Source organism: Variovorax sp. Soil_C_39 (assembly GCF_057656815.1).
Genome location: NZ_JBDGJQ010000009.1, coordinates 193,676 through 216,388, shown reverse-complemented (window position 1 = coordinate 216,388; position 22,713 = coordinate 193,676). Strand labels below are relative to the sequence as shown.

Sequence of the window (22,713 nt, the reverse complement as noted above, 5' to 3'; positions counted from 1 at the left end):
CCGGGGAACGACGTGGCCGGCACGGTCGTTCGGATGGGTGTTCGCGTTCGCGGCTTGACGCGAAATGTCGGGACGTCGAGCCGGCCGTTCGATACCGACGCGAAATTCACGCTGGCTCGGTGGTCAGGCCGGAAGCGGCGCAACCGATCACACATTGAATTTGTAAACCTTCTTGTTCATCGGTGGCCTTGGACCGATACTGTACATCCATACAGTCATTGGAGTCCTTTTTGGCCATTTCCCTGTCATGGGCCGATGGCGATGAACCGTCGTTGGCCCCTGCAAGTCCACCGCCCTCAGTGCAGCCGCGGCGCGCGCGCGTCGTGCTACCGCACGCGATCGAATCCGCCGTCTGGCGCGGCGACGCGCTCGGCTCGCCGGTCACCTCGACCGTGCGCACAGGCTTCGACGGCCTCGACGCCGAGCTGCCCGGCGGCGGCTGGCCCTGCGGCTCGCTGACCGAAGTGCTGCAAGTGCAGCCCTCGGTGCTCGAGTGGCGGCTGCTCGCGCCCGCCATGCGCACGCTGGTGGCCGAGGGCCGGCAGATCGTCGTCATCGGCCCACCGAAGGCCCCGCATTTGCCGGGCCTGCACCACCTCGGCCTGGACGAGCGCCACCTGGTCTGGATCGCGGCGGACAAGCCGGTCGAGCGCCTCTGGGCGACCGAGCAGCTCATCAAGGCCAATGCCGCGGGCATGCTCGTCAGCTGGCTGCCGCAGGCCCGCCAGGAGCAGATCCGGCGACTGCAGGTCTGTGCCCAGGGCTGCGACAGTCCCGTCGTGCTGTGCCGGCCGGCCGCGGCCGAGCACGAGGCCTCGGCCGCGCCGCTGCGGCTGCAGGCGCGCTTCGGCATCGACTGGGAGCTGCGCATCCATCTGCTCAAGCGCAAGGGCCCGCCGCACGAGGGCGAGTTGCGGCTTCCCTCGGTGCCCGGCGGTCTCGAGGCGATCCTGACGCCACGCCTTCGCCACCCGAGCCGCCTCGTCGCGGCCCGCCAATCGCGGGAGCTTTCCCATGCTGTGGGCAGCTCTTCTTCCCGACAACCTGCCGGACGGCCCGCAACCGCGCACTGAAGCGCTCGATGGGCTTGCGACGTGGTGCCTGCAGTTCACCCCGCGCGTTGCGGTCCTCGAAGCGCTTCTGACATGCCCGGCGGTCGTCATGGAAGTCGAACAGAGCCTGCGCCTCTTCGGCGGCAAGCGCCGGCTGGTCGAACGCGTGCGCGAGGAAGCGCCCGACCTCGGCGTGCGGCAGCTGGGCTGGGCGCCCACGGGCCTGGCCGCGCTCGCGCTGGCGCGGGCCGGGCTGTCGAACGGTTTCGCGAAGCCGCTCGCAACGCTGCTCGATGCGCTGCCGCTCGAGACCCTGACCGCCGTCGCGGCCCACCACGCGACGCTGGCCCGGCTCGGATGCCGCACGCTCGGCCAGGTCCGCGCCTTGCCGCGCGGCGGTCTCTCGCGTCGCTTCGATGCGCAGCTGCTCACCGCGCTCGACCAGGCCTACGGGCTGCGCCCGGAGATCTATCCCTGGGCGCAGCTGCCCGAAAGCTTCCATGCCCGGCTCGAACTGATGGCCCGCGTCGAGCATGCGCCCGCGATGCTGTTCGGCGCGCGCCGCCTGATGCTGCAGATGGCCGGCTGGCTCATGGCGCGGCGATCCGGCGTGACCGCATTCACCCTGCGCTGGTGCCACGACGCGATGCGCGCCAGGAGCGCCGGCGACGGCGGCGAGCTCACCGTGCGCACGGCCCAGGCCACGCGCGACACCGACCACCTGATGCGGCTGCTGGCCGAGCACCTGGGCAAGGTCGAGCTGCTTGCGCCCGTGGGCGACCTCGAGTTGCTGGCCACGGAAGTGCTGTCGCTCGAGGAGAAGAGCCTGTCGATGCTGCCCGAGGCGCGGCAGTCGGGCGAGAGCCTGGCGCTGGTGCTCGAGCGCATCGCGGCGCGGCTCGGCCCCGACCGCGTGCTGCGCCCCGTCGTCCTCGAAGACCACCGCCTGGAATGGATGTGCCGCTGGCGGCCCGCGCCCGAGCCCGCGCCGCGCGCCAGATGCCGCAGCGTCGACGTGCCGCAGCCGACCTTCGTCCTGCCGAAGCCGCTGCGCCTCGCGACGCGCGACAGCCGGCCGGTCTACCAGGGCGTGCTGCAACTGCTCGCGGGGCCGCACCGTGTCGAGGGCGGATGGTGGGACCGCACCACGGTGGCTTGCGATGCCGATGCCGATGGCGGTGCGCAGGAGACCACGCGGCATGCCGCGCGGGACTACTGGGTGGCCGTGAGCGAGCATGCCGGCGTGCTTTGGATCTTCCAAATGCGTCTCGCGCAGGACGAGACCGCGTGGTTCCTGCACGGCACCTTCGCCTGATCGGCTCGCGATGAAACTGCCCGACTACGCCGAGCTGCGGTGCGTGAGCAATTTCAGCTTCTTGCGCGGCGCGAGCCAGCCCCACGAACTGGTCGAGCGCGCGAAGCAACTGGGCTACACCGCGCTCGCCATCACCGACGAGTGCAGCCTGGCGGGCGTCGTGCGCGCGCATGTGGCCGCGAAGGACCACGGCCTCAAGCTGTTGATCGGCAGCCAGTTCCTTGTCGAGCCTGACGAGCAGGGCGACCCGGAGGCCGCGCCGTTCACGCTCACCGTGCTGGCCTGCCATCTCGAGGGCTACGGCAACCTGTCGGCGTTCATCACCAAGCTGCGCCGCAGCTCGGAGAAGGGCTGCTACCGGCTGACGCGCGCGCAGCTTCGCGGCGACGAACTCGCCGGCTGCCTGGTGCTCGCTTCGCCCCGGCGCATGGCCACGACGGCGCAGCTTGGCAGGCTCGCGCGCTGGCTGCAGCGGGAATTCCCCGGGCGCTGCTGGTTCGCGGTGGAGAAACTGCGCCTGCTCGACGACGAGATGTGGCTGCATCGCCTGGGCGAGATCAGCGCGGCCACGCAGATTCCGCTGGTGGCCGCGGGCGACGTGCATTTCCATGTGCGCTCGCGCAAACCGCTGCAGGACGTGATGACCGCCACGCGCCTGGGCAAGCCGCTCACCGAGTGCGGGCTCGAACTGCAGCCCAATGCCGAGCGGCATCTGCGCACGCGGCTGCGGCTTGCGCAGACCTATGCGCCCGAGCTGCTCGCCGAGACGCTCGAGGTGGCCGCGCGCTGCAGCTTCAGCCTCGACGAACTGCGCTACCAGTACCCCGACGAGGTGGTGCCCGCGGGCGAGACGCCGGCGGGCTACCTGCGCCGCATCACCTACGAAGGGGCGGGGCGCCGCTGGCCGGACGGCATTCCGGCCAAGGTCCAGACGCAGATCGAGTACGAACTCGCGCTCATTGCCGAGCTGAAGTACGAGCACTACTTCCTCACCGTGGCGGACATCGTGATGTTCGCGCGCTCGCAGCACATCCTCTGCCAGGGCCGCGGCAGCGCCGCCAACAGCGTGGTCTGCTACTGCACGGGCGTGACCGAGGTCGACCCCGGCCGCATGAGCGTGTTGTTCGAGCGCTTCATCTCGAAGGAGCGCAACGAGCCGCCCGACATCGACATCGACTTCGAGCACGAGCGGCGCGAGGAGGTGCTGCAGTACCTTTATGCCAAGTACGGCCGCGAGCGCGCCGCGATCACCGGCGTGGTGATCAGCTACCGGCCGAAGAGCGCGATCCGCGACGTGGGCAAGGCGCTCGGCATGCCGCTGGAGACGGTGGATGCGATCGCCAAGGGGCACCAGTGGTGGGACGGCGGTGCGGTGCGGCCCGAGCGGCTGCAGGAGGTGGGCCTGTCGGTCGATTCGCTCCAGGTGCAGCAACTGCTGCAGCTGACCGGGCAATTGATCGGCTCTCCGCGCCACCTGAGCCAGCACACGGGCGGCTTCGTGCTGACCAAGGGGCCGCTGTGCCGCATGGTGCCGATCGAGAACGCCTCGATGCCCGAGCGCACCGTGATCGAATGGGACAAGGACGACCTCGACGCGCTCGGCCTGCTCAAGGTCGACTGCCTCGGGCTCGGCATGCTGACCGCGATGCGCAAGGCGCTCGACTTCATCGGGCTGCGCAAGGGCTGCGTGTTCGGCATGCAGGACATTCCCGCGGAGGACAGCGCGACCTACGACATGATCTGCAAGGCCGACACCGTCGGCGTGTTCCAGATCGAGAGCCGCGCGCAGATGAGCATGCTGCCGCGGCTCAAGCCCCGCTGCTTCTACGACCTGGTGATCGAGGTCGCGATCGTGCGGCCCGGGCCGATCCAGGGCGGCATGGTGCACCCGTACCTCAACCGGCGACAGGGCAGGGAGCCGGTGGTCTACCCGAGCGAGGCCTTGAAGGAGGCCCTCGGCCGCACGCTGGGCGTGCCGGTGTTCCAGGAGCAGGTGATGCAGATCTCGATCCTGGCCGCGGGCTTCACGCCGGGCGAGGCCGACGGGTTGCGGCGCGCGATGGCCGCCTGGAAGCGCAAGGGCGGCCTCCAGCACTACCACGCGAAGATCGTCGACGGCATGACCGCGCGCGGCTACGACGAGGGCTTTGCCCGGGCCATCTTCGAGCAGATCAAGGGCTTCAGCGAGTACGGGTTTCCGGAAAGCCATGCCGCCTCGTTCGCGCTGCTGGTCTATGCGAGCTGCTGGATCAAGTGCCATCACCCGGCGGAGTTCCTCGCGGCCATGTTGAACTCGCAGCCGCTCGGCTTCTATTCGCCCTCGCAGCTCGTTCAGGATGCACGGCGCCATGGTGTCGACGTGCGGCCCGTCGACGTGATGTACAGCGGCGTCGACTGCACGCTCGAAGACCTGGCGCACACGCCGGCCGTGCGGCTCGGGCTGCGCATGGTCGGCGGGCTCGCGTCGGCCTCGGCCGCGCGCATTGCCCGGGCCCGCGCGCAGCAGGTGTTCGACAGCGCGGAAGACCTGGCGCTGCGCGCGCGGCTAGAGCTGCACGAGATGAAGCTGCTGGCCGCCGCCGATGCGCTCGCGAGCCTGTCGGGCCACCGACGCCAGCAGGTCTGGGATGCGGCGGGGCTGCGCGCCGCGCCGGCGCTGCTGCGCGAGGCGCCGGTCGACGAGGATTTTCTTGAACTCGACGCCGCGCCCGAGGGCGAGGAGATCGTGTTCGACTACGCCTCGACCGGCCTGACGCTGCGCCGGCATCCGCTCGCCTTGCTGCGCGAACGCCTCGCGCGGCGCGGGCTGATGACCGCGCGGGAGCTCGACGCGATGGAGAACGGCGAGCAGGTGAGCCACTGCGGCATCGTCACCTTGCGCCAGCAGCCCGAGACCGCGAAGGGCACGATCTTCGTGTCGCTCGAAGACGAGACCGGCGTGGTCCAGGCGATCGTCTGGAAGAGCCTGCGCGACGCGCAGCGCCAGGAACTGCTGGGCGCGCGGCTGCTCGCGGTGCACGGCACCTGGCAGCGCGAGGGCGCGGTGAAGAACCTGGTCGCGTCGCGGCTGGAAGACCTCACGCCCTTGCTCGGGCGTCTGGCAGGGGCGACGGTGAGCCGGGATTTTCGGTAGGGCGCTGCCCGACGGATTCGCATCTGCCAGAGCTGCTTACGCCTGGTCGCAGCGGATCGTGCGGGCCAGACTTTCGGAAGGGCGGCCGATGCCGCGCCCGCCGGGGCATCGGCAAGCGCAGCGGGGGCAGTGGCGAGCAGGCTCCAGCCCGCCAGTTCACGCTATCCTCGCTTGGTATTTCACAAGAATTCCAACGATATATGCATAAAGATCTGCACTTCACGCCTGAACCCACCCTGGTCGAAAAAGCGCGCAGGGAGTTGGAAACGCGGTTCGTCACGCTCATTCTGCCTCCGGGCTCCGTCTGGACCGAGGGTTCCCTCAGCGAACTGCTCGACATCGGCCGCACTCCGGTTCGCGAGGCGGTCGTGAGCATGGCCATCGACGGTCTCGTAACCGTGATCCGGCGCGCGGGGATCGTGGTGAGCGAAATCTCTGTCGAGGACCAAATGGCGGTGCTGGACGCGCGCCGGGTGTTGGAGAAACTGGTGTCGATTCGTGCGGCAGTTCGATGCACCGACGACGAGCGCAGACAACTGCTCGAAATGGCAGACGGCATACAGCGCGCTGGAGAGTCGCAGCAGGCCGAGGCGTACCTTCAGTTTCACTTCCAAATCAAGCGGTTCGTTGCGCAGTGCGCGCGAAACAAATTTGCAGCTCGCGCTCTCCGCCCGCTCCACACGCTGTCGCAGCGGTTCTATTTTGCGCACCATCGTGCTTTCAACAACCTTCCTGTGGTGGGTCCAGCACATGCCGAACTCACGCGTGCCATTGTCGCCGGTGACGAATCAAAAGTAGCCCAGCACTGCGACAACGTCAGTGACATCGCCGAGCAGTTCACCAGGAATTTGCTCGGGAGCAGCCACGGCATCAGAGGCTAGCGTAAACCCTATAGTTTTTTTTTGCCCTCCTTAATATATTACTAACACTAGTTCAGATATACCAGCCTTTGACCGGCTTCCATGCCCAACCAGGAGACAACAATGACCAACTTTCATCGACGCCGGGTTCTGCAGGCGGTTGCCGCGTCGTCAACAGCACTGATTGCCGGGATGCCCGCCATCGTCTTCGGACAGAAGCCGACCAAGTGGCGGGTTCAGACCCTCTGGAGCGCGGGCGAAGACACTTTCAAGTACTTCGAGGAATTCGCCGAGAAGGTGAAGGTCAATACGGGCGGCCGGCTCGAGATCCAGACCTTTGCGGCCGGCGCTGTGGTGGGCGCCTTCGAAACCCTGGATGCAGTCAGCCAGAACGTACTGCAGGGCCAGTCGACGTACCCTGGCTATTGGGCGGGCAAGGAGCCGGCGTTGGCCGTCATCGGCGACTTCGCCTTCGGATACCGCTCGCCGGAGCAGCAGAACCGCTGGCTGTACGAGAAGGGCGGCATCGAGATGCTGCGCAAGGCCTACCAGCGCTTCAACGCTTACACCGTGGGCGCGACCTGGTGGGGCGTCGAGTCCCTCACGTCGAAGAAGCCCATCCGGCGTCCCGAGGATTTCAAGGGTATCAAGCACCGTGGCGCCCAGGGCATTGCTGCGGAAACCATCGCCAAGATGGGCGCGTCCATCGTCGTCCTGCCCGGCGGTGAGGCCTACTCCGCCATCGAGAAAGGCATTGTCGACAGCGTCGACTGGTCCACGATCTCGGTCAATGCCAAGGTCGGGTTCTTCGAGGTCGCCAAGTACGCGACTTTCCCCGGCTTCCACTCGATGCCCATCCAGGATTTCACAGTCAATGCCAGTGCCTGGAAAAGCCTGCCCGACGATGTCAAACAGATCCTGGAGCGTACCTGGCGCGAGTTCTCGACCACCCAGGTGAGCCGCATTGCCGAGAACGACAAACGCGTCGCGGCCGAAGTGCAGAAAAAGGGTGTCGAACTGGTGGTGTGGTCGGATGCCGACATCGCTCGTGCGCGCCAGGTCGCCCAAGGCGTGGTTGATGAATGGGCCGCGAAGGGGCCGCTCGCCAAACAGGCGGCGGAATCCCAGCGCGCCTTTCTGCGTGAACTGAAGCTGCTGGCCTGACGCGCATGAACCACTACGTCCGATTCGTGGGACATGTGAACGAGTGGGTCGGCCGGATTGCCGGCCTGCTCATCGTGGCAGTCGTCCTGATCATCCTCAAGGAAGTCATCGGCCGGGGCGTGTTCAATGCACCATCCCTGTGGGCCGACGAATCCATGACCTACCTCGCCGGCATGGCCTATGCGCTAGGCGGTGGCTTCACGCTGCTGCATCGCAAGCATGTGATCGTCGATCTGGTGTACCAGCCCATCGCGGACCGTGGCGGCCGTTTGAAAAAGTACGTCGACGTCATCGCGTTCGGCCTGTTCTCGATCTACTGCCTGACGCTGATCTATTTCGGCGCGGAACTGGCCTTGGCGTCGATCCGCGAGCACGAGGGAAGCGGCACGCTTTGGAATCCGGCGCTGTGGCCCGTGAAGCTCGCCATTCCGATCGCCGGCGTCCTGCTGCTGCTGCAAGGCTTCGCCAATTTGCTGGTCGATCTCGGCCTTGCCCCCAATCCCGCTGCAAGAGACATTCATGGCCGTTGATACCTTGACCCTTCTCCTGCTTCTGGCGCTCGTTTCGGCGCTGGTGGTCGGTGTGCCCATCGCATTCGCAACCGGCGCCGTCGCTGTGGTGTTCGGCGTCTGGTTGTTCGACGTGAACACGTTGAATCTGATCGTCAGCCGCGTCTTCACACTCATGGGGAACCAGATCCTGGTCTCCGTGCCGCTCTTCATCCTGATGGCGATGGTGCTCGAAAAAGCCGGCATCGCAGAAGACATCTTCAAGGCCGCGTACGTGTGGTCCGGGCGCATCCGTGGAGGCCTTGCCGTCGCTGTGATCATTTCGTGCGCGCTGATGGCGGCGATGGTCGGCGTGATCGGTGCAGAGATCGTGACGATGGGTGTCGTGGCGCTGCCGGCCATGCTCAAGCGCGGGTACGGAAAGTCGCTCGCGCTGGGCTCCATCTGCGCCGGCGGTGGACTTGCCACGCTGATTCCTCCCAGCGTGGTCCTGATCATGTATGCATTGACGACCGGCACTTCCATCGGACAGCTCTACATGGCGGGCATCCTGCCCGGCCTCATGCTGGCAGGGCTCTACATCATCTATGTGGTCACGATCTCTTATCTGAAACCCGAGATCGCACCCGCTGCGCCGCCAGAGGAAATCAACATTCCCCTGTCGGAGAAAATCGGCTATCTCAAGAAGCTGATCCTGCCGGGCGCCGTAGCTTTCGGGGTTCTTGGTTCCCTGTACATGGGCGTTGCCACGCCGACCGAAGCGGCAGGCATCGGTGTCGCCGGCGCGGTGGTGGCAGCCGCAGTGAATCGGCGCCTGAGCTGGGCCGGCATGTCCAGCGCCGTGGTGGAGACCACCAAGGTCACCTGCATGCTGTACTGGTTGTTCTTCGGTGCTTCCGCGCTGATCGGCATCTACACCATTGCCGGCGGCACCCAGTACCTCAAGGACCTGATTGCCGGGCTGCCCATTGGCAAGTGGGGCATCCTGCTGGTCGTCAACCTGGTGTGGGTCGTCCTCGGCTGCATCATCGACTGGATCGGCATCCTGCTGTTGACCGCGCCGATCTTCGTGCCTGTGCTGGTCGCTCTCGGCTTCGATCCAATCTGGATCGGTGTGTTGTTCTGCATGAACATGCAGATCTCCTACATCTCTCCGCCATTCGGACCCGCGGCCTTCTACCTCAAGGGCGCCGCGCCGCCCGGCATCACGATGGGCGACATCTTCCGCTCCGTCTGGCCCTTCATCGGCATCCAGGTGTTGGCCGTCCTGATGCTGGTTGCCTTCCCGGAAATCGCGCTGTGGCTGCCGCGCACCATGCTCGACAACTGAAGGAGTTGCTCATGACGAGTCAATCGCGATTGCTGGACAGCCGTCCGGTAGAGATGGTCACGACCGATGTGCTGGTGGTAGGCGGCGGCGCGGCCGGCTTGGCAGCGGCTTGCACGGCGGCGCGGCAAGGGCTGAAAGTGACGCTGCTCGAACGCTACGGCTTCTGCGGTGGCGCGGCAGTGGCCGGCCTGTCGGGCACCATCTGCGGTCTGTACCTCGCACGCCCCGACGCTGCGGGCAAGCCGGAAAAGATCGTCTTCGGCTTCGTCGACGAATTCATCACCGCCATGAACGGCAGAGGCGGACTGACTGGGCCAGTGCGTTACGGCGACACCTATACGCTGGTGCACGAGCCATTGGCGTGGCGGGAAACCGGCGATGAACTGCTGCAGCGCCATGGTGTTCAGGTGATCTATCACGCAACCGTGATCGGCGTGCACATGGAGGGGGGTGAGCGCGTGGAAGGCGTAAGAGCCTTCACCAAACAGGGCGCCATCGACATCCGTGCACAGGTCACCATCGATGCCAGTGGCGACGCCGACATATTTGCAATGGCTGGCTTGCCGACGAATGTGGGCGCGAACGGAAAAGTACAGAACCCCACCATGATCTTCCGGATGGGAAACGTGGACGTGGAGCGCTTCCTGGCAACCTACGGCAGCGACGCGATCATGCCCGAGGCCGTGTCCAAGGCGATTCTGGCGGCAAACGCCGCGGGCACCTACGAACTGCCTCGCACCAAGGCCTTCCTGTTCCCGACGCCGCGCGAGAACGAACTGCTTTGCAACTGCACGCGCGTCATCGGCCGCGACGGACGTGAACTCAACCCGTTGGTGGCGGCCGACCTCACCGAAGCCGAAGTCGAGGGCCGCCGGCAGGCACGCCAGTACTGGGCGTTCTTCCGGGCGAACCTGGCCGGCTGCGAAAGCGCCACGCTCAACGACACCGGCGTGCAGGTCGGCGTGCGCCAGACCCGCCAGATCGCGGGCATCGACACCCTGCAGAACCAGGACGTGGAAACCGGACGCAAGCGATCCGACGCCATTGCCCGTTCAGCCTGGCCGATCGAATTGCACAGCGGGAGCAAGCCACGGCTTTCGTGGCTGTACGAGGACCACTACGACATTCCGCTGGGCTGCTTCATTCCGCGCCAGGGCGAATCCCTGCTGGCGACGGGCCGCTGCCTCAGCGCACAACACGAAGCCATGGCGTCCGCGCGCGTGACTGCGCAATGTTTCAGCTACGGACACGCAATGGGCCATGCCGCAGCCCTCAGCGTTAAGGAAAAAGTTTCGGTGCGCAGCCTGCGCGCCTCCGATGTCAGAACACTCTTAAACAAGGATGGAGCCCAACTCGATGCATGACGAAGAACTCAACCTGGATGTGCGCGGCCGCGTTGCCGTGCTGACGATCGCTCGCCCCGCGCGGCGCAATGCGCTGGGCGATGCGCTGGTGGCGCGCCTGCGCGAATCGATGACCCAGCTCGATGGCAGGGAGGACGTGGGCGCCATCGTTCTGACGGGCGGAGCGCCTGGCTTCTGCGCCGGCAGCGACCTCAAGGAACTCGGCGCCATGTCGTTGGACGACATGTGTGCCCACGAAGCCCGCACCGCGCTCTTCTGCCGCGAGATCGCCATGCTGCGCAAACCCGTCGTTGCCGCCGTGGAGGGCTTCGCACTGGGCGGCGGCTTTGTGCTGGCGGCTAGTTGCGACGTGGTGGTCACGGCGCGCTCCACCCGCTGGAATCTCCCGGAGGTCGAGATCGGATGGATCCCGCCATGGGGCCTCGAATCGGTGATCAGTCGCGTCGGCCGCACGCGGGCCCGGCAACTGGTCTGGGGCGGCACACCGTTCCACGGCGACGAGGCGATGCGCCTCGGGCTGGCCGATCACCTCACCGAAGACGGCGCGGCCCTGGACCGTGCGATCGAGGTCGCTGCCTCCTATGCCCGCCTTCCGCAAGAAGCCATTGCCGCCACGAAGCTGTACTTCGCCTCGCACGGCGCCCCCGATGGTGAAGGCGGCGATCTGCTCGCGTCGCACTTCTTCAAGGACAACTGCCGCCATGCCACTGCGCAGGCGACCCTCAGGAAATTCGGAGTGAAAGTATGAGCAAGATCTGCTCGGTGGAAGAAGCCGTTGCGGTCGTCAAAAGCGGCGATGCGGTGGCCAGCGTGGGTGTGATCGGATGGATCACGCCGGATGCGCTGCTCAAGGGCCTGGCGGACCGTTTCAAGGCATCGGCCGAACCGCGCGATGTGACCTTCTATTTTCCCTGCGGCACCGGCGATGCGATGGCCATCCGAGGCATGGACCATGTGGCGATCGAAGGCCTCATGAAGCGCATCGTGTCCGGCTCCTACGTCAACCCGGTCGATCCCGTGACCGGCAAGCGCCCCGAGCTGATGCGCTTGATCCGGGAAAACCGCATCGAAGCCTACAGCTGGCCCATAGGCGCCAGCATGCACTGGCTGCGCGAAGTCGCGCGGCGCAGTCCGGGCTACCTCACGAAGATCGGCCTCGACACCTATGCCGATCCGCGCCAGACCGGCGGCAAATTCACCACGCTCGCCGAAGACGACCTGATCAAACGCGTTGAATTCGAGGGCGAGGACTACCTGTTCTACCCGAGCTGGCCGCTCGATGTGGGCTTCATCAGGGCTTCGACGGCCGACGAATTCGGCAACCTGTCATTCGAGGACGAACCCATTCATTCCGCAGCGCTTCAGATCGCACTGGCGGTCAAGGCATGCGGCGGCACCGTCATCGCTCAGGTCCGCCGGATCGTGGAGCGAGGCAGCCGCCCTGCGACCATGGTCAAGATCCCCGGCGTGCTGGTCGACAAGGTGGTGGTGGACGAGCATCAGATGATGACCACTCAGGTGCCGTATGAAGAAAGCTATTTGGGCGGTGTGCCCTGGGATGGCCAGACGGATGACCGTCTGCCTCTCGGCACGGACAAGATCATTGCGCGGCGCGCGGCGCTCGAAGTGCGGCCAGGCGTGACCTCCATCTTTGGTTTCGGTGCTTCGTCCGACGTGCCCACCGTCCTGCTGGAAGACGGCCATTTCAAGGAAGGCGGGTACCGCGACTACCAATTCACAACAGAACATGGCCCGTTCGGCGGCTTGGTGATGAGTGGCTGGCAGTTCTCGGCCAACAAATACCCCGAGGCGTTGCTGGACGGTGTCAGCCAGTTCGATTTCATCGATGGCGGCGGATGCCCATTCGCGGCCCTGGCCTTTGCCCAGTTCGACGAGGCGGGCAACGTGAATGTCTCGCGCTTCGGCGTCGCCAATCCGGGCGCCGGCGGCTTCATCGACATTGCCTATAACGCGCGGGAGCTGCTGTTCACCGGCACGTTCACCACGGGCGGCCTCGAGGTCGAGTTCAAGGATGGCAAGCTGGTCATCCTCAAGGAAGGCAAGGTCAGGAAGTTCGTGAAGGCCGCAGACCACATCACCTACCCCGTGCGGCGCAACGTGGCCGAGCGCGGCCAACAGGCCAAGATCATCACCGAGCGCGCGGTCTTCGAAGTCCACCCCGACGCGCTGGTGCTGACGGAAATCGCACCCGGGATCGATCTGCAGACCCAAGTGCTCGACATGTTGGACGGAGTGACGGTGCGCCTTGCGGCCGACCTGCGCGAAATGGACGCAGCGCTCTTCCGCTGAACCCGCTCCCGCACCGACCCGTGCTGCCAGAGGCATCTTGATCTTGAGGTGCGTTTCGCGCCATTAATCAAATCCCAATCTACACAAAAAGTTATTAACCGGCGGTGTTCAGCATCGAGTCCTGCCAGCAAAGACATGTCGTCCGAGCTCGCATCGAACTGGAGTCACCGTGCCGAACCGCCACATCGAAACTTACGTGCCTTGCACCGCGCCGCGATCCGCGCATGAGTTGCAGGGTCGCCACCGCTGCGGCAAGACGCCGGCGTGAGAGCCTCTGCGATCTTCGCGGGGGGGCCGAGAGCCATGGCGGGGGCGGCCATCGTTGCAGGCGTCCTGGTCGCGGGCGGCTGCACGACGCAGCCGGACTACCGGCCTCCGGCGTTTTCTGCGCCGACAGCATGGTCGGCAGCGGTGCCTCTTCCCGATGCGGCGGCTGCATTCCCCGGCAATCGTTGGTGGACGCTCCTCAACGACAGCGCCATCAACGAACTGGCTGACCATGCAATGGCCGACAGCCCGTCGGTGGCGCAGGCCGTGGCGCGTGTCGATGAGGCGCGTGCAAGTCTCGGCAGCGACGCGGCGCAGCGCCTGCCAGCGATCTCGCTGAACGGCACGGCGACGCGGGCTCGCAGCCTCGGCACAAGCGGAGACACCTCGGCCACCTCGCTCGAGACCACCGCCTCTGCAGGACTCGGCTTGAGCTGGGAGATCGATCTCTTTGGCCGGGTCCGAAAGTCGGTCGAGGCGGCAAAGCATCGGCTGGATGCCCGTACGGCTGACGCGGAGGCCGCGCGGCTGAGCCTTGCGGCGCAGATCGCCAACTCGGTGCTGGCACTGCGCGCCTGCGACTTCTCGCGCGCCGTTGTGCGCGAGGACATCCGTTCGCGCGAATCGGTCCTTGCGCTGACGCTTCGACGACTGGCGACAGGTTTTGTCGCGCCCGTCGACGTGGCTCGCGCGCAAAGCGGTCTCGCCGCTGTGCGGACCAGCCTGGCGCTTCGCAATGAATCGTGTGCGCGCATCGTCAATGGTCTGTCGGCACTCACCGGTCGCGATGCTGCGCAGGTTCGCAGCGCGGTCCCGTCCGCCGGCACGGCCGCGGTGATGCCGAAGGCGCCGCCCGTTGCGCTGGCCCTGCCCGCGACGGTGCTCGCCGCGCATCCTGCCGTCGTTGCGGCCGAACGTGAAGTGGCTGCGAGCTGGGAGCAGATCGCGGTCGCGCGGGCAGAACGACTGCCGCGAATCGACCTTGCGGCGGCGATCAGCGGGCAGTGGCTTCGCGCGGGTGGCAGCACGCTCGACTTCACGACCTGGGCACTGACGCCGGCGTTGTCGGCGCCTGTCTTCGACGGAGGTGCCGGCGCCGCGCAGGTCGAAGGTGCACAGGCAAGGCATCGGGCCGCGGCAGCCACGCTGCGTGCGGTGTTGCGCACGACGAGCCAGGAGGTGGAGAACGCCTTGGCCGCCGTCGCGTCCTCCCGCGAACGCATCGCCAGCACGCGTGAATCGACCGATGCTGCAAGGCGCACGCTGGCCGCCACCGAAGCGCAATGGCGCGCGGGCGCCGTGAGCCTGTTCGAACTCGAAGACGCGCGGCGGCAGGAATCCGCTGCGCAGGACAGCGCCATCGCGGCGGCGCATGACGCCGCCCAGGCCTGGGTCGCGCTGGTGCGCGCGGCCGGGCCCACTGCCATCACCACCGAAAGCAACGCCTATGTTCTACCCCGTCTATCAGCACGCTGAGCCCCTCGCAGGGATGTTGCCTTCGTTGGCGCGTTGGCGATCGCTGCGCGTGCCGTTGCTGGTCGCCGCAGCCGTCGTTGCCACCGGCGCCGTGCTCGTCGCGGCACTGCCCCGGGCCGCGGCGACCACGCCGCCGCCCGGGGTGCCGCCTGCGTTGACGGTCACCGTTGCGGCGGCACGGCAGGTCACCTGGCCTGCCGTGCTCGATGCCACGGGCACGATCGTGCCCTGGCAGGAAGCGATCGTCGGATCGCAGGCGGCAGGCTTGCGCCTGACCGAGGTCAACGTGAACGTCGGCGATCCGGTCAAGCGCGGCCAGGTGCTGGCGCGGTACGACGACACCGGCCTGCGCGCCGAGGTCGCCCAGTTGCGCGCCGCGACCGTGCAAGCGCGTGCCACGGCGGCCCAGGCCAACGCCAATGAGCAACGCGCCCTCGCGCTGCGCGGCAGTGGGGGAATCAGCGACCAGGAGGTCCAGCAGTACGTCACCCAGGCCGAAACTGCGCGCGCGCAGGTCGAGATTGCGCAGGCCCAGCTGGAAGCGAAACAGGTCCAGTTGCGCCATGCCAATGTTGTCGCGCCCGACGACGGTGTGATCAGCGCGCGCAGTGCCTCGCTGGGGGCGGTGGGAGCAAGCAGCCAGGAGTTGTTTCGCCTGATCCGCCAGCAGCGGCTGGAATGGCGCGGCGAAGTCACTGCCATGCAGCTGCTGGACATCGTGGAAGGCCAGCGCGTCGAACTCAGCCTGCCCGACGGCGGCAGCGCAACGGGGCGTGTTCGCCAGACCGCGCCCGCACTCGACGAGCGTTCGCGCATGGGGATGGTGTATGCGGACATCACGCGCCCGGGAAGTACGCGTGCCGGCATGTATGCCGCCGGCCGCATCGTGCTCGCGCAGCGGCCTGCCATGGTCGTGCCCGCAGCCAGTGTGGTGATTCGCGATGGCCGCAGCTACGTCTTCAAGGTCCAGGAAGAGCGCGGTGCTGCGCACGTGGCCGCGCAGGCCGTTACCGTCGGCCGGCGCCAGGGCGGCGAGGTCGAGATCATGGAAGCGCTGCGCGAGGGTGAGCGCGTGGTGGCCCAGGGCGCCGGGCTCCTGAACGATGGCGACGTGGTTCGCATCGCACGGCCGGCGGCCAGCGCACCGCTGGTCTCTGCCGACCTTCCGGCGCGAGGATGAGCATGAACTTCGCCACCTGGTCGCTTCGCAATCCCATTCCTGCGATCCTGATGTTCGTGCTGTTGTCGCTGGCGGGCCTGCGCGGGTTCGAGCAGCTGTCGATCCAGGCGCTGCCGGACATGGAGTTGCCCGCAGTGAGCATCGTCCTGGCGCAACCCGGCGCGGCCCCGGCCCAGCTTGAGGTCGAGGTCGCGCGCAAGGTCGAGAACTCGCTGGCCGCTGTCGGCCTGCTCAAGCACACACGCACCTCGATCACCGAGGGCCAGGTCGAGATCCGCGCCGAGTTCGCGCTCGAGAAGCGCCTGTCGGACGCGCTCCTCGACACGAAAGATGCCGTCGACCGGATCCGATCGGATCTGCCTGTCGATCTGCTGCAGCCGGCCGTCAGCGCGGTGACCGTCGGCGGCGGTCCGATCCTCACCTACGCCATCGCCTCGACGCGCATGACCGACGAAGCGCTCTCATGGTTCGTCGACGATACGGTCAGCAAGGCCTTGCTGGCGGTGCCCGGCGTGGGCCGGGTCGACCGGCAGGGCGGCGTGCAGCGCGAGGTGCGCGTCGAAGTCGATCCGGTCCGGCTTGCCGCCCACGGCGTGACGGCCGTCGATGTCTCGCGCGGGCTTCGCAGTACGCAGATGGACGCGTCCGGAGGGCGTACCCAGCTGGGCCTTGCCGAACAGTCGGTGCGCACGGTCGCAACGGTCAAGCAAGCGGGAGAGCTGGCCGCGCTGCCGCTCACCCTGGCCGACGGCCGCGAGCTGCGCCTCGACCAGGTGGCCACTGTCCACGACGCCTCCGCGCAGCGGACGCAGGGCGCATTGCTGAACGGCCAGCCGGTGGTCGGCTTCAGCGTCTACCGGGCCAAGGGCTTCGACGAGACCCGCATCGCCGACGGCGTCGCCAAGGCGATCGCGAAGCTGGAGGCGAACGATCCGAAGCTGCGCGTAACACCCGTGTCGGGCTCGGTCGACTACACCCGCGAGCAGTACCGCGGCTCGATGCAGATGCTGTACGAGGGCGCGATCCTGGCCGTGCTGGTCGTCTGGTGGTTCCTGCGCGACTGGCGCGCGACGCTGGTGGCGGCAGCGGCACTGCCGCTGTCGATCCTGCCGGCCTTTGCAGCCATGGCGTGGCTCGGCTATTCCCTCAACATGCTGACGCTGCTTGCGCTGGCGGTCGTCGTGGGCATTCTGGTGGACGACGCGATCGTCGAAATCGAGAACATCGAACGCCATCGCCGGATGGGCAAGCCGGTGCAGTTGGCGACCGTCGACGCGGTCAACGAGATCGCCCTGGCCGTGATCGCGACCACGATGACCTTGGTGGTCGTGTTCGTGCCGACAGCGCTGATGAGCGGCATACCGGGGCTCTTGTTCAGGCAGTTCGGCTGGACGGTGGTGATCGCGGTGCTGTCGTCGCTGCTGGTGGCGCGGCTGCTCACACCGATGATGGCGGCCTGGCTGCTCAAGGACCGGCCGCATGAAGCCGAATCCGGGAAGGACGGCGCACTGATGCGCGGCTATCTTGCCGCCGTGCGCTGGTGCCTGGCCCATCGCAAGACGACGCTGGGGGCAGCCACTGCTTTTTTCCTGGGCGCGCTTGCACTGGTGCCACTGATTCCGAGCGGCCTGATCCCGCCATCGGACCGGGGCTTCATCTCGGTCAACCTCGAGCTTGCGCCCGGCAGCTCGCTGGCGGAGACGCTCGCCGCGTCGGAGCGAGCCCGTCTCGCACTCGTTCAGATCCCGGGCGTACGCGGCGTGTTCACGGCCGCGGGCGTCGCGCCTCCGGGCGGCGACGCGCCGGCCTCCGACGTGCGAAGGAGCACGCTGACCCTGGTGCTGGCGCCGCGCGACGAGCGGCCCGGCCAGATGGAGGTCGAGAAAAAGGTGCGTCAGGCGCTGGCGGGCGTTCCGGGTGCGCGGTTCGCCGTTGCCGGCGAAGGCCCCGGGGAGAAGCTGTCGCTGATCCTGGCAAGCGACAACGCGGAGGCGCTCAAGTCCAGCGCGCAGGCATTCGAACGTGAGCTTCGCGGTTTGAGCGGCCTCACGGGCATTGCATCGACCGCCAGCTTGGAGCGCCCGGAGATCGTCGTGCGCCCCGACCTGCAGCGCGCCGCCGAGCTCGGCGTGAGCACCACGGTGATCGGGGAGACGGTCCGCATCGCCACCAGCGGCGATTTCGACGCCCAGCTGGCCAAGCTCAACCTCGACCAGCGGCAGGTCGGCATCCGGGTAAGCGTTGCGGATGCGGCGCGCCAGGATCTTGCGGTGCTGTCGAACCTGCGCGTGCCGGCGCGAACCGGCCTTGTGCCGCTCGGCAGCGTTGCCACGCTCTCGCTGGAAAGCGGTCCGGCGCAGATCGATCGATTCGACCGCCAACGGTATGTCACGGTCAGTGCAGATCTGGGCGGCATGCCGATGGGGCCCGCGCTGGCCGCGGCACGCGCGCTGCCGGCAGCGCTGGAGATGCCTTCCGGCGTGGCGATGATCGAGACCGGCGATGCCGAGCTTGCGTCGGAGCTCGCCTCGGGCTTCGGCATGGCGATCCTCGTCGGCGTGCTTTGCATGTTCTGCGTGTTGGTGCTGCTCTTCAAGGACTTCTTGCAGCCAGTGACCATCCTCTCGGCCATACCGCTGTCGCTGGGCGGTGCCTTCATCACTCTGGTGCTTGCGCGCAGCGAGTTCAACGTGCCGTCGATGATCGGCCTCGTGATGCTCATGGGCATCGTGGCGAAGAACTCGATCCTGCTCGTCGAGTACGCGGTGGTCGGCATTCGCGACCGCGGCCTGTCGATGTTCGATGCACTGGTCGATGCCTGCCACAAGCGGGCACGCCCGATCATCATGACGACCTTCGCGATGATCGCGGGCATGCTGCCGATCGCGCTCGGGCTTGGTCCTGACGCGAGCTTCCGCCAGCCCATGGCGATCTCCGTGATCGGCGGCCTCGTCACATCCACCTTGCTGAGCCTGTTGGTGGTGCCGGTGGTCTTCACCTATGCGGAGGGTGTCGAGCAGGCGTTCAAACGCCGCTTCGCCCGCCAGTCGCCCGTGCCCGCATCCGTTCCTGCATCGCAGGCCGCGCCATGACCCGCCGCATCGCTGCAATTGCCGCACTTCTCTCCGGGCTGCTCCTGGTCGGCTGTGCCGTCCCCCAGCGGCCCGATCCCATGGAGGCGATGAACCGTCGGGTCTTCGCCTTCAACGATGCGCTGGACGAGGCGGTGCTTGCGCCGGTGGCGCGCGGCTATGCCAGGGTCGTGCCCGCACCGGTTCGCCACAGCGTGGGCAATGTCTTCGCCAATCCGCTGGACGTGGGTTCCGCCATCAACCTGTTCCTGCAGGGCCGCCCGATCGACGGGTTGTCGGACCTGGCCCGCTTCGGAGTCAACACCACCGTCGGCGTGTTCGGCATCTTCGATCCCGCAACACCTTGGGGCATGCCGCGCCACGGTGAGGACTTCGGCCAGACGCTCGGCAGGTGGGGCGTGGGTCCGGGCGCCTACGTGGTCTGGCCACTGCTCGGGCCTTCGGTGCTGCGCGATTCGCTGGCCATGCCGGTGGACTACGTCACCTCGCCGAGGTTCGAGCTCGCGGCCATGCCATTGCAGATCACCCAGGCGCGGTCGTCGCTGCTGTCGGCGTCCTCGATGCTCGACGCGGTCGCGCTCGACCGCTACCTCTTCGTGCGTGATTTCTACCTGCAACGCCGCCAGAGCCTTGTGCACGACGGCAATCCGCCGGCTTCCACATCGACGGATGCCGATGCCGGCTCCTTTTTTTCTTCCAACCCTCAGGTACCCACAGATGAATGAATTCCATCCTCGACTCGACGCCGGCGCCCGCGCCTTGCTGATGGCCGCGCTCGCACTGGGCGGGCTCGCTGCGCCCGCCGCGTGGGCTGAAGAGCCCACCGGAAACCGGGAGGGCACCTCTCAATGGGGCCTGGGCATCGGCCTCGGCTTCGAGCGCAGCCCCTACCGCGAGTTCGACGACAAGGCGCGCGTGTTACCGCTGATCCTGTATGAGAACAGGTACGTCAGCATCCAGGGCCCCAGCCTGGACGTGAAACTGCCGTCGGCAGGTCCGGTGGCGTTCCGGCTGCGTGCCCGCTATGCCGGCGATGGTTACGAAGCCGAAGACTCGCCCTATCTCACCGGCATGGACGAGCGCAAGGCCGGCGTCTGGCTCGGCGGCGCCGCAGCCTGGCGCAGCGACGCTGCCGACCTGTCGGCCGAACTCCTGGCGGATGGATCGGGTCACAGCAACGGTACGAAGTTCAAGCTGCAGCTGGAGCGCCGTTTTGCATCCGGTGCATTCGGCCTCACGCCGCGTGTCTCGGCGCAGTGGCTCGACAAGAAGTACGTCGGCTACTACTACGGCGTGCGTGCGTCCGAGGCTCGGGTCGACCGCGTGCGCTACGACGGCCGCTCGACCGTGAATCTCGAACTGGGCTTGCGCCTCGACTACGCGATCGCGCCGAAGCAGAACCTGTTTGTCGACTTCAGCGCAACGCGTCTCGGCAGTGGCATCAAGGAGAGTCCGCTGGTCGAACGCTCGAGCTCGACCGCGGTGCGGATCGGCTACGCCTATCGGTTTTGACGATCCGGCGGACCCGCCACCAAGCTAGGCGGGTTCTGCGGCGGGAAAGAGGATCCGGATGCCTAAGCCGCGTCCCTCCAGGCCTTCCGAGGTCCGGATCCTCGCGTGGTGAAGCTGGGCGATGCCCGCTACCAGCGACATGCCGATGCCGCTGCCGCGCGCATCGGCGCCGGCAGCCCGGTAGAAGCGGCGGAAGATGGCCTCGCGCTCGGCCTCCGGCACGCCGGGGCCATCGTCCGCGACCTCGAGATAGACGAACGGTCCGCCGGGGCTGGCGTCATGTCCGCAACTGATCCTGATGCGCGCATCCGCGGGCGTGTGGCGCAGCGCGTTGTCCACCAGGTTGCGCAGCAGGATGCCGATCTCGTCGACATTGCATTGGATGGGGGCGGCTTCGATGGCAAGGGTGATGGAGCGCGACTGCTTCTGTGCGTACACCTCGAACTCGCGCATGATGTGAAGGATCAGTTCGCTGAGGTCGGCGTTCGTGTGTTCCGGCGCGTTTGCACCGGCATTGAGCCGGGCGAGATCAAGCAATTGCTCCGACAGCCGGACGGTGCGCTCCACGACGACGACGAGCTTCGCCAAGGCGGCGTCCTTCTCGGCGGTCGTCTGCGCATGCATGGCGACCTGCGCCTGGGCCTGGAGCGCGGAAAGCGGTGTGCGCAGTTCGTGCGCCGCGTCGGCGATGAAACGGCGCTCGCCTTCCACCGCCCCGCTCAGTTGCGCGAGCACATGGTTGAACGACGCGACCAGAGGCTGGAGTTCGGACGGCAGCGCCTGTCCCGACAGCGGCGTGAGATCGAAGCTTCGCCGGCCGCGCAGCGCTGCCCCCACGGCCTCCACCGGCCTGAGGGAGCGGTGCACCGCGAACCACATCAGCCCGCCGACCAGCATCAGCAGGAGCGTGTTGAGTGCCAGCGCGACGAGTGCCCTTTTCTGCATCTCGCCGGCGACCAGGCTGTGCACGTTGCCCACCTGGACGTAGACGCGTCCGGTGCTGTCGGAGACGGAATACACGCGCCAGTGCACACCATCGATCACGCTGGTCGCAGGCCCTTCGGCGAAGTCCGGCCGCAGCGCCGTGGCCGGCGAGCCGGGCGTGCTTGCCACCATGCGGCTGCGGTCCAACCAGACCTGGAACACCAGTTGTGCGCTGTCGGGCGAGGCAGCGTGGCGAAGCTTCAGGCTCTCGCCGCTTGCCTGCAGCTCCTTGCCCGCGGGAAGCGACAGCAGGAAGCGCGTGGCGATGGACTCCAACTTGTCGTCCCAGACGCTGTTCTGGCTGTGCGTGAAATACAGCACCAGCGCCGCGAGCGCGATCGTCCAGCAGAGCACCACGGTCGCCAGGACGGTCAGCATCCGGGACCGCAGCGATCTCATGCTTGTGGCTGTCCGATCACGTACCCGTGGCCATGCACCGTGCGGATGACATCGTCCCCGAGCTTCCTGCGCAGCTGGTGGATGAAGACGGCGATGGTGTTGCTCTCGATGGTGCTGCTTGTCCCGTAGACCACATCCTGCAACTGGTTGCGCGTGACCACGTGGCCCGGGCGCGCAAGCAGGGCCAGAAGGGTGCGGTATTCATGCGCGCTCAGCGGTACCTCGGTGCCGCCGCGTGTCACCACGCGCTTGCTGCGGTCGATCGTCACGTCCCCATGCGTGACCACCGGGACCACCCGGCCCTCGCTGCGGCGGATGACGGCTCTCACCCGCGCCCAGAGCTCATCGAACTGGAACGGCTTGACCAGATAGTCGTCGGCCCCTGCATCCAGCCCCTGGATGCGCTCACTGAGCTGGCCCCGGGCGGTCAGCATGAGCACCGGTGTCGGATCGTAGCGGCTTCGAAGCGCGCGCAACACCGTCAGTCCGGAGTCACCCGGCAGGCCGATGTCGAGCAGGATGGCCGAGTAGTTGTGGTCCACGAGAGCCAGGCGCGCACCCGAGGCATCTCCGACGTGATCGATGCTCCAAGCGATCTGGCTCGCGCCTTCGCATACCGCCTCTGCGAGCATTCGGTCGTCTTCGACGAGAAGGAGGTGCATGGTGGTGACATTCGGTGGATCGCGCCGAAACGGATCATGACACCACCCGATTAAATTCTCGTTAAGCGGAAAAGCAGGGCAGAAGCCAGAATTTCGGGTCCATG

Annotated in this window: 17 protein-coding genes; 15 read left to right on the top strand and 2 right to left on the bottom strand. The window is 66.9% G+C overall.

Annotation, left to right across the window (positions count from 1 at the left end):
• The first annotated feature begins 299 nt into the window (after nucleotides 1–299).
• The 15 genes from imuA to AC3A6J_RS21810 all read left to right on the top strand — a co-directional run bounded on the left by imuA (nucleotide 300) and on the right by AC3A6J_RS21810 (nucleotide 20,564).
• On the top strand, nucleotides 300–1,073 hold the full coding sequence (gene imuA, locus AC3A6J_RS21880; protein WP_487862099.1) for a translesion DNA synthesis-associated protein ImuA: 774 nt from the start codon (nucleotides 300–302) through the stop codon (nucleotides 1,071–1,073).
• Nucleotides 1,015–2,367 carry a Y-family DNA polymerase gene (locus AC3A6J_RS21875; RefSeq protein WP_487862098.1) on the top strand — a complete coding sequence of 451 codons (1,353 nt, stop codon included), beginning with the start codon at nucleotides 1,015–1,017 and terminating at the stop codon, nucleotides 2,365–2,367. The genes imuA and AC3A6J_RS21875 overlap by 59 nt, the downstream gene beginning before the upstream one ends.
• A gap of 10 nt (nucleotides 2,368–2,377) precedes the next feature.
• Nucleotides 2,378–5,500 (top strand): error-prone DNA polymerase, encoded by a 3,123-nt coding sequence (locus tag AC3A6J_RS21870; RefSeq protein ID WP_487862097.1) that lies wholly within the window; start codon nucleotides 2,378–2,380, stop codon nucleotides 5,498–5,500.
• A gap of 200 nt (nucleotides 5,501–5,700) precedes the next feature.
• Nucleotides 5,701–6,381, top strand: a complete 681-nt coding sequence (locus AC3A6J_RS21865) for a GntR family transcriptional regulator (RefSeq protein WP_487862096.1) — start codon at nucleotides 5,701–5,703, stop codon at nucleotides 6,379–6,381.
• Nucleotides 6,382–6,483: 102 nt separating this feature from the next.
• On the top strand, nucleotides 6,484–7,524 hold the full coding sequence (locus AC3A6J_RS21860; protein ID WP_487862095.1) for a TRAP transporter substrate-binding protein: 1,041 nt from the start codon (nucleotides 6,484–6,486) through the stop codon (nucleotides 7,522–7,524).
• Between the two features lie 5 nt (nucleotides 7,525–7,529).
• Nucleotides 7,530–8,054: a TRAP transporter small permease subunit gene (locus AC3A6J_RS21855; RefSeq protein ID WP_487862094.1), complete on the top strand. Its 525-nt coding sequence runs from the start codon at nucleotides 7,530–7,532 to the stop codon at nucleotides 8,052–8,054.
• Complete coding sequence (locus tag AC3A6J_RS21850) at nucleotides 8,044–9,363, top strand: TRAP transporter large permease (protein WP_487862093.1); 1,320 nt, start codon at nucleotides 8,044–8,046, stop codon at nucleotides 9,361–9,363. Before AC3A6J_RS21855 ends, AC3A6J_RS21850 begins: the two co-directional genes overlap by 11 nt.
• An 11-nt stretch (nucleotides 9,364–9,374) precedes the next feature.
• Nucleotides 9,375–10,727 carry an FAD-dependent oxidoreductase gene (locus AC3A6J_RS21845; protein ID WP_487862092.1) on the top strand — a complete coding sequence of 451 codons (1,353 nt, stop codon included), beginning with the start codon at nucleotides 9,375–9,377 and terminating at the stop codon, nucleotides 10,725–10,727.
• Complete coding sequence (locus AC3A6J_RS21840; protein ID WP_487862091.1) at nucleotides 10,720–11,475, top strand: enoyl-CoA hydratase/isomerase family protein; 756 nt, start codon at nucleotides 10,720–10,722, stop codon at nucleotides 11,473–11,475. The genes AC3A6J_RS21845 and AC3A6J_RS21840 overlap by 8 nt, the downstream gene beginning before the upstream one ends.
• On the top strand, nucleotides 11,472–13,037 hold the full coding sequence (locus AC3A6J_RS21835) for an acyl CoA:acetate/3-ketoacid CoA transferase (protein ID WP_487862090.1): 1,566 nt from the start codon (nucleotides 11,472–11,474) through the stop codon (nucleotides 13,035–13,037). The genes AC3A6J_RS21840 and AC3A6J_RS21835 overlap by 4 nt, the downstream gene beginning before the upstream one ends.
• A 303-nt stretch (nucleotides 13,038–13,340) precedes the next feature.
• Complete coding sequence (locus AC3A6J_RS21830) at nucleotides 13,341–14,780, top strand: efflux transporter outer membrane subunit (RefSeq protein ID WP_487862089.1); 1,440 nt, start codon at nucleotides 13,341–13,343, stop codon at nucleotides 14,778–14,780.
• Entirely contained in the window at nucleotides 14,752–15,960 is a 1,209-nt protein-coding gene (locus AC3A6J_RS21825) for an efflux RND transporter periplasmic adaptor subunit (RefSeq protein WP_487862088.1), read from the top strand. The genes AC3A6J_RS21830 and AC3A6J_RS21825 overlap by 29 nt, the downstream gene beginning before the upstream one ends.
• A 2-nt stretch (nucleotides 15,961–15,962) precedes the next feature.
• A complete protein-coding gene (locus tag AC3A6J_RS21820; RefSeq protein ID WP_487862087.1) occupies nucleotides 15,963–19,052 on the top strand; it encodes an efflux RND transporter permease subunit in 3,090 nt (1,029 codons plus the stop codon).
• The gene (locus tag AC3A6J_RS21815) at nucleotides 19,049–19,777 is read left to right on the top strand and encodes an MlaA family lipoprotein (protein WP_487862086.1); all 729 of its coding nucleotides are present in this window, start codon (nucleotides 19,049–19,051) and stop codon (nucleotides 19,775–19,777) included. The genes AC3A6J_RS21820 and AC3A6J_RS21815 overlap by 4 nt, the downstream gene beginning before the upstream one ends.
• The gene (locus tag AC3A6J_RS21810; RefSeq protein ID WP_487862085.1) at nucleotides 19,770–20,564 is read left to right on the top strand and encodes a MipA/OmpV family protein; all 795 of its coding nucleotides are present in this window, start codon (nucleotides 19,770–19,772) and stop codon (nucleotides 20,562–20,564) included. Before AC3A6J_RS21815 ends, AC3A6J_RS21810 begins: the two co-directional genes overlap by 8 nt.
• A gap of 24 nt (nucleotides 20,565–20,588) precedes the next feature.
• On the opposite strand, the gene AC3A6J_RS21805 is transcribed toward AC3A6J_RS21810, so the two are convergent.
• Nucleotides 20,589–21,926, bottom strand: a complete 1,338-nt coding sequence (locus AC3A6J_RS21805; RefSeq protein WP_487862084.1) for an ATP-binding protein — start codon at nucleotides 21,924–21,926, stop codon at nucleotides 20,589–20,591.
• A 17-nt stretch (nucleotides 21,927–21,943) separates the two neighbouring features.
• Nucleotides 21,944–22,609, bottom strand: a complete 666-nt coding sequence (locus AC3A6J_RS21800) for a response regulator transcription factor (protein ID WP_487862083.1) — start codon at nucleotides 22,607–22,609, stop codon at nucleotides 21,944–21,946.
• Nucleotides 22,610–22,713: the final 104 nt, after the last annotated feature.